The organism is uncultured Roseovarius sp., assembly GCF_913054395.1.
GTDB lineage: Bacteria > Pseudomonadota > Alphaproteobacteria > Rhodobacterales > Rhodobacteraceae > Roseovarius.
Genome location: NZ_CAJXIP010000187.1, coordinates 1 through 5,624, shown reverse-complemented (window position 1 = coordinate 5,624; position 5,624 = coordinate 1). Strand labels below are relative to the sequence as shown.

5 protein-coding genes and 2 pseudogenes are annotated in these 5,624 nt (G+C 59.9%); 2 read left to right on the top strand and 5 right to left on the bottom strand.

Annotation, left to right across the window (positions count from 1 at the left end):
• Both QZ522_RS17420 and QZ522_RS19095 read right to left on the bottom strand, forming a co-directional pair.
• A pseudogene (locus QZ522_RS17420) lies at positions 1 to 216 on the bottom strand (ABC transporter substrate-binding protein); the annotation flags it as partial.
• Between the two features lie 175 nt (positions 217 to 391).
• Entirely contained in the window at positions 392 to 1,360 is a 969-nt protein-coding gene (locus QZ522_RS19095) for a cytochrome c family protein (protein WP_365353894.1), read from the bottom strand.
• Positions 1,361 to 1,478: 118 nt separating this feature from the next.
• Here QZ522_RS19095 and QZ522_RS17405 point away from each other — a divergent pair, with 118 nt between their 5' ends.
• Positions 1,479 to 2,312 (top strand): prephenate dehydratase, encoded by an 834-nt coding sequence (locus QZ522_RS17405; protein WP_294614584.1) that lies wholly within the window; start codon positions 1,479 to 1,481, stop codon positions 2,310 to 2,312.
• A gap of 68 nt (positions 2,313 to 2,380) precedes the next feature.
• On the opposite strand, the gene QZ522_RS17400 is transcribed toward QZ522_RS17405, so the two are convergent.
• From QZ522_RS17400 to nudC, 3 genes are all read right to left on the bottom strand, one after another.
• Positions 2,381 to 3,313, bottom strand: coding sequence for a carbon-nitrogen hydrolase family protein (locus QZ522_RS17400; protein WP_294614581.1), 933 nt, complete (start codon positions 3,311 to 3,313; stop codon positions 2,381 to 2,383).
• Between the two features lie 145 nt (positions 3,314 to 3,458).
• Positions 3,459 to 3,926, bottom strand: a complete 468-nt coding sequence (locus tag QZ522_RS17395; RefSeq protein WP_294614578.1) for an SRPBCC family protein — start codon at positions 3,924 to 3,926, stop codon at positions 3,459 to 3,461.
• A gap of 47 nt (positions 3,927 to 3,973) precedes the next feature.
• Positions 3,974 to 4,945 (bottom strand): NAD(+) diphosphatase, encoded by a 972-nt coding sequence (gene nudC / locus QZ522_RS17390; protein WP_294614574.1) that lies wholly within the window; start codon positions 4,943 to 4,945, stop codon positions 3,974 to 3,976.
• Positions 4,946 to 5,178: 233 nt separating this feature from the next.
• Here nudC and QZ522_RS17385 point away from each other — a divergent pair.
• Positions 5,179 to 5,624: pseudogene (locus tag QZ522_RS17385) on the top strand (2',3'-cyclic-nucleotide 2'-phosphodiesterase); the annotation flags it as partial.

The following is a 5,624-nucleotide window of genomic DNA, read 5'->3' as shown; positions in this document are numbered from 1 at the left end:
CGCCTCGGGGTTCACGTAATCGAAATGCGGATAATCTGCGGGGTATTTCAGATCACCGAAATAGGAATAACCGTGCGAGGTGATCACCTTGTCCTGCGCCAGCGCCGCCTGCGCCAGCAACGCGGCAATAGACAGGCCGATCACGGCGGTCGCAATGCGCAACCGCGCAAAAACATGGGGGGCCCGGGCTTTGGCCGGGGCGTGGTATCCGGTCATATCATTTTCCTCCTGCCGCACCCATAACTGGCGCTTTTCCTGTTCAGGGCAAGCTAAGAGGGCGCCGCGCCTTGTTCAAGCACTGAGCACGCGAAGCCTGCGCAAATCCCTGTGTCGCCCATGAAAAAGGCCGCCAACCCGGCTGGGTGGCGGCCTTGATGCAATGCTGCGAGGCTTAGTTGGCGACGCTTTGCAGGTAACCGATCACATTGGCACGGTCCTGTTCGTCTTTCAGCCCCGGAAAGCCCATGCGGTTGCCAGCGACAAAGTTGCGTGGGTTTTCGATCCAGGCGTTGAGGTTATCAAGGGTCCACTCTCCCTCAGTCCCGGCCAAGGCGTCGGAATATTTGAAGCCGTCAACGCCAGCGATGTCGCGACCGACCACACCGAAAAGATGCGGGCCAGCGCCATTCTTGCCGTCTTCCACCTTGTGGCAGGCGCCACATTTGCGGAATACCTTTTTGCCAGCCTCGATATCAGCGGCAGCAACCATTGCGGCAAAATCAGAGGCCTCGGCGGCAGGCTCGGCAGCGGCTTCCTCAGCGGCAGGCTCGGCAGCAGCTTCCTCAGCGGCAGGTTCGGCAGCGGCTTCTTCAGCACCGGCATTCGGGTCAACGTATTTGACACCGTCCACCTCATCGAGATAGGCGATCAGGTTCACCCGGTCTTCGGCTTTCTTCAAACCGGCAAAGCCCATGGTGGTGCCCGGCGCATAGCCTTTGGGGTTTTCAAGGAAGTCAAAGAGGTTCTTCGGCGTCCAGACCTCGGCCACCGCTTCCAGCGCGCCGGAATAGCCGAACCCTTCGGCGGCATCCACGTTGCGCCCGACCACGTCATAGAGATAGGGGCCGGTTGCATTCTCGCCTTTTTCAAGCTTGTGGCAGGCCTTGCATTTGCCAAAGACCTTTTCGCCCTTGCCCGCATCCGCCGCCAACAGCAGCTCGCCAAAGCTCGGGCCTTCATCGGCAGTGCTTTCGCCACCTTCTTCGGCACCGGTCTCAATCATGTAACCCTGTGCGTGCTCGTCGCCATGACCGCCGCCCATAGAGTAAATTGTCTCTGCGGCCCAGTTCCCCATCAGAAAGATAAGAAGGGCCCCGCAAAGCGCGCCAACGGTCTTGGTAAGTGTCATTGTGTCGAACATAGGCCCGTTTCCATTTAAACTGTCTTTGGCGGCGTATCTATCCGCTTCCCCTATGCGGGCGCAAGGTGTAGTTTCCGCGACCAAACGCCCGAGAGGGCCAAAAATACGGAAATTGTTCATGAACAAGCGCATTGCCTTTCAGGGAGAGCCGGGTGCCTACTCGCATCAGGCCTGTCTAGAAACCTATCCAGAGCTTGAGGCATTGCCATGTCGCACCTTTGAAGACGCCATCGCCGCCGTGCGGGACGGCGAGGCAGAGCTGGCGATGCTGCCGGTCGAAAACTCGACCTTCGGGCGTGTGGCGGACATTCACCACCTGTTGCCCGAATCGGGGCTGCACATCATCGCAGAGGCCTTCGTGCGGGTGCAGATCAGCCTTTTGGCCCTGCCCGGCGTACGCCTTAACCAGGTGGAAAGCGCGATGAGCCACACCATGCTTCTGGGCCAGTGCCGCGCCTTTCTTGAGCGTCACGGCATTCATCGCGTGACCGGCGCCGACACCGCCGGATCGGCCCGCCATGTCGCCGAGGCCGCACAGCCCGAGATGGCCGCCCTCGCCAGTGCACTGGCCGGTGAAATCTATGGGCTGGATGTGCTCGCCCAAGGGATCGAGGATCAGGGCAACAACACCACCCGCTTTCTGGTGATGGCGCGAGAGCCGGATTTCACCCGCCGGGGCAGTGACGGGATGATGACAACCTTTGTCTTTCAGGTGCGCAACATTCCCGCGGCGCTTTACAAGGCGATGGGCGGGTTTGCCACCAATGGCATCAACATGACCAAGCTGGAAAGCTATATGGTAGGCGGATCGTTCACCGCGACGCAGTTCTATGCCGATATCGAAGGCCACCCCGACGACCCGGCAGTCGCCCGTGCGCTTGACGAGCTGGATTATTTCACCTCGGACATCACCATCCTGGGCGTTTACCCGGCCGACCCCCGCCGCCACTAGGGCGGTCGGGGCGTCAGGGAAGGAAAGGCAAGACGCGCGAGGCGGAGCTTAAAAGATCGACTTCGCCCCTAGTCGAAGTCGATCGGGGACTGAGGCGTCCGGTTCACAGTCAGCTTGAAGACATCGGGCCTTGCGTAATGCCCCGTGACATCGAACTTGCGGCGCGAAGCCCGTGCGGCAGAGACATCAATGTCAGCAATCAAAAGCCCCTTTTCCTTGTGCATCGGGCCAGCGACCGGCCCGCCAAAGGGCTCCATAACCACCGCATCGCCGGGGTTGATCCATTCGCCGGCATCTGGAAACAACTCGTCACGATAGATCACCGAATCCGGCACATCCGAGACCTCGATGGCCGTTGCACAGCCGACCACCCAGCATCCGGCCTCACGGGCGATATGCTGCATCGTGGCAAGCCATGTCGCGCCACTATCCCAAGTCGGGGCGCAATAAATGTCTATATTTTGCGCATAGAGGGCGAAGCGGGCAAGCGGCATATAATTTTCCCAGCACAGCAACGCGCCGACCCTGCCAACCGCAGTTTCGACAACGTTCAGTGTTGACCCGTCGCCAAAGCCCCAGACCATTCGTTCCGGATTGGTCGGCATGAGCTTGCGATGATTGTTCAGAATCTTCCCATCCGCGTCGATGATCGCCACACTGTTGAAAACAGTGCTTCCACTTAGCGTACCGTCCAGTTCCTGATGCCCCATCACGACGACTATGGCATTTTCCCTGGCCGCTTCCTTGATCGGTGCCAGATCGTCCTTGCTGAGATCCACCGCGTTTTTCTGTGTAAGGGCGTAAAGCTCATCGGTCTTCTTCATGTCGGCTCCGGGGGAGAGCCTCCAGACAAATGTTGGATATCCGGGGAGCCATGCCTCCGGAAAGACAATCAGACCGCAACTCTGCGACGCGGCCTTGGCGATCAGGTCAACGGCACGGTGAATTGATTTCGCCTTGTCCAGATAGACAGGTGGTTCTTGCACAACCGCTATTTTCATGAACAGCCCTCCTCGGCAGATTATCGAGGTTAGGGCTATCCACTCAAAAAAGCAAATTTCCGTCGCGCCTGTCGGGCCTTACGTGGCCGCCACAAAACGGGACCGGCACACTGATCGGCTTGGCAGGCCCCGGTGCTGCGACGCCTCACACGCTCCGCTTGGAACGCTCTTCCACATCCATCGCATATTCGGCGACACGCAGCTTGAAGCGTTTGGTCAGATTGCCACGCGCCAGCTTGAGCGATTGCACCAAAAGCCGGGAGGCAAGGTTTTTCGGCTCAAGCGTAATATCGACCGACATCCGTGTGCGCCCACGCGACAGTGCCACGAGGTCGATCACCATGTCACCGCCCATGGCTGGTGACAACGACGACAGGGTGATGCCGTTTGGGCAGTCATAATTGCTGACCTGCATATCGACCTCTCGCGGCTTGCCACGCATCTTGAACCCGATGTGCCAGGCCATACCAACCCCCGGCTCTGTGCGCTCATCAATCCGGCGCACCTCTGCGCCACGACGCAGGGCCGAGCGCTCAAAGCCGTGAAAATCGGTAATTTCGGCAAAAACCGTCTCGATCGGCGCCTCGATGTCTTCCTTGGTGCTGAACTGCATCGGTTCTGCCCTTTATGTACTGCCAATTGCGCGGCCGTATTGTCGCGTCAATCCAGAGTATCGGCAAGCCAGTTGTGCAAAAGAAAATGTGCAATTGCGCCTTTACGTGCTGGCAGCATGAACGGGTGTTGCCCGGCAAAGGCCTGCATGATCTCTTCGCGTGTGCACCACATGGCGTCTTCGATTTCCTTGGGGTCGATGGTGATCTCATCGCTGAGCGCCTCACCGCGACAGCCAAACATCAACGAGGCCGGGAATGGCCAGGGTTGGCTGGCGAGATAGCTGACCTGCCCGACCTTGACGCCCGCCTCTTCCCAGACTTCGCGGCGCACCGCGGCCTCGATCGTCTCGCCCGGCTCGATAAAGCCGGCCAGAAGCGAATACATGCCCTCGGGCCAGGGATGCGACCGCCCCATCAGCACCTTGTTGCCGCGCGTGATCAGCATGATCACGACGGGATCGGTGCGCGGGAAATGCTGACCACCACAGCTATGGCAGGCGCGTTGCCACCCGGCCTGAATCATCCGGCTCTCGGCGCCGCAGCGGGCACAGAAGCGATGGCTCAGATGCCAGGTGAACACCGCCTTGGCCGTGGCCGCCAGTTCGGCGTCGCGCGCATCGAGATGGGTCATCACCCGGCGCAATTCGGCAAAGACCGCGCCCTCGGGCAGGTCCGGATGAGATTGCTCGGAGGCATCCAGAAAGCTATCAAGCTGATCCGGCTCAAGCCCCGGCGGCACCCAGGCGGATATGTCATGGGCAAACACCAGGTCGCCGCTTTCTTCGCGCCCCAGCAGGATCGGCGGCACGTTGTAGAGCGCCAGAACCGGGTGATCGACCGGCACCCGAACCAACACGTCAAACGTATCGGCCGCCACCAAGGGCTTGCCCCGCCACAGCACGACCGCAGTGGCGCGCCCCTCGGCGCAAGCGACCGCAAGCGCCGCCTCGTTACCGCGCAGATCATCGGCCCGGTCAAGACCGGAGCCGCCGAATGTCACTGTTTCCGCCTGTTGCATCGTCGCGCCCCAATCTTCGTTTCTTCATCTACACAACGCATGGGCCGACAATTCAAGAGCCAGGCATCTCAAACTGCAAAGCAACCACCCTTAACAACCTATAGTGTATTGCGCCATCCGCGATTGCATGACAGATTCGGGATATTGATCGTTTATTTGTACCGTTGCCGAGTGACCTGAGTGAACTAACCAGACGTTTCGAGGATGCCCCCTCGACAAAGGGCTTTGGAAATTTGACCCGTTCGACACCTGATCAACCGGGGCGACCATCGCCCCCCGATGACAACAACAGAACGTCGCTCCGCATTTTGGCGACAACCGATGTGCACGGCCATATCCTCCCGTTTGACTATTTCACCAACACCCCCGGTCTTCCCTATGGTCTTGCACGGCTGGCAACCTTGATTGCCGCTGCACGCGCCGAGGTGAAGGACGGGGCCTGTGTCCTGCTGGAAAACGGCGATTTCCTGCAAGGCACGCCGATGAGCGACCTGACCCCGCACAGCCAACAGGGATGGCGCGGCGCGCATCCGGTGATCCGGGCGATGAACCACCTTGGCTATGACGCCGCAGCGCTTGGAAATCACGAGTTCAACTTTGGGCTGGACTGGCTTCAGGAAACCCTGTCGCAGGCGGATTTCCCGGTGGTCTGCGCCAATGCCGTGGTGACCGAAGGCGC